1 protein-coding gene and 1 pseudogene are annotated in these 1,494 nt (G+C 68.1%); one reads left to right on the top strand and one right to left on the bottom strand.

The features are described 5' to 3' along the window. On the top strand, nt 1-1,147 hold a 1,147-nt coding region (gene glmU / locus ACFP9U_RS24980; RefSeq protein ID WP_378625575.1), incomplete at its 5' end, for a bifunctional UDP-N-acetylglucosamine diphosphorylase/glucosamine-1-phosphate N-acetyltransferase GlmU. A gap of 7 nt (nt 1,148-1,154) precedes the next feature. On the opposite strand, the pseudogene ACFP9U_RS24985 reads toward glmU, so the two are convergent. Next, nucleotides 1,155-1,494, bottom strand: a pseudogene (locus ACFP9U_RS24985) (hypothetical protein); the annotation flags it as partial.

The raw sequence follows: 1,494 nt of genomic DNA on the forward strand, positions 1-1,494 counted from the left end.
CGGCAGCGTGAAGCCGGAAGTGCACGTCCAGCGCGAGCGGCTGGGTACCGCCCACGCCGTGCTCGCCGCGCGCGCTGCGCTCGCCCGCGGTTATGACGATGTACTGGTGCTGTTCGGCGACCATCCGCTGCTGGAGCCGGAGGTGCTTTTGGAAGCGCGTTCGAAGCTGGTGGGGGATGCGGACGTGGTCGTGGTCGGGTTCCGCCCACCCGTACCCGCCGGCTATGGACGGCTGATCGAAAACGGTGGCCAGCTCGTCGCGATCCGCGAGGAGAAGGACTGCTCGGAGGCGGAACGGCGAATCGGCTTCTGCAACAGCGGCCTGATGGCGCTTTCCGGGCGGCGGGCGCTCGACTTGCTGGAATTGATCGGCAACGACAACGCCCAGAGCGAGTACTACCTGACCGACGTCGTCGAGATCGCCAACGGCCGCGGGCTTTCGGTCGTTGCCATCGAGACGAGCCATGAAAGCGCCCACGGCGTCAACGACCGTGCCCAGCTCGCCGAGGCCGAGGCGATCTGGCAGGCGCGGACGCGGCGCGCGATGATGCTGTCGGGCGTGACGCTGATTGCCCCCGAGACCGTTTTCTTTTCCCATGACACGCAGATCGGCGCCGATACGGTAATCGAGCCGAATGTCTGGTTCGGACCCGGCGTCGAGGTCGCCTCCGATGTGCGCATCCATGCCTTTTCGCATCTGGAAGGCGCGCGCGTCGAGGAAGGCGCGACGGTCGGTCCCTTCGCGCGGCTGCGGCCCGGCGCGGAAATTATGGAGAAGGCCAAGATCGGCAATTTCTGCGAGGTGAAGAAGGCGCGCATCGGCGAGGGGGCCAAGGTGCCGCATCTTTCCTATGTCGGCGACGCCTCCGTCGGCGCGGGCGCGAATATCGGCGCCGGCACCATCACCTGCAACTATGACGGCTTCAACAAGCATCGCACTGAGATCGGGGCGGGCGCCTTCATCGGCACCAATTCCTCCCTCGTCGCGCCGGTCTCGATCAGCGCCGGCGCCTATGTCGCTTCCGGAAGCGTGATCACGCACGACGTGCCGGAGGACGCGCTGGCCTTCGGCCGCGCCCGCCAGGTCACGCGCGAGGGGCGGGGAAAGTTGCTGCGGGAAAAGCTTGCGGGCGACAAGGCGAAGTAGGCGACGCTCAGGCCTTCTTGTCGCGCTCCTCGGACAGGTCGTCGAGCAGCCGGCTCATCTCGTCTTCGATGGAAGCCTCTGACCGGCGGTGGGGAGCGGGCGTTTCGTCCGGCACGGCGGGGGCGGGAACCGTCTCGTCGGTGCCGCCTTTCCCGGCGTGGTCCGTCCGCGCCGGCTCCCGGGTCGGAACTTCCGGCTCCGTGCGCGCACGCGGCGCTGCCCAGAGGTCCGCCTCGACCCTGGGCATTTGCGGCTCTTCCCTGTCGGCGGGGGGCGCTTTCTCGACGCGGGATGCAGAGCGCTGGTCTTCCGAAACGGGTGCGCGGTTCTGAGGCGGTGTGCCGGGC

This window comes from Nitratireductor sp. GCM10026969, from assembly GCF_042660605.1.
In the GTDB taxonomy this organism is placed as follows: Bacteria; Pseudomonadota; Alphaproteobacteria; order Rhizobiales; family Rhizobiaceae; genus Chelativorans.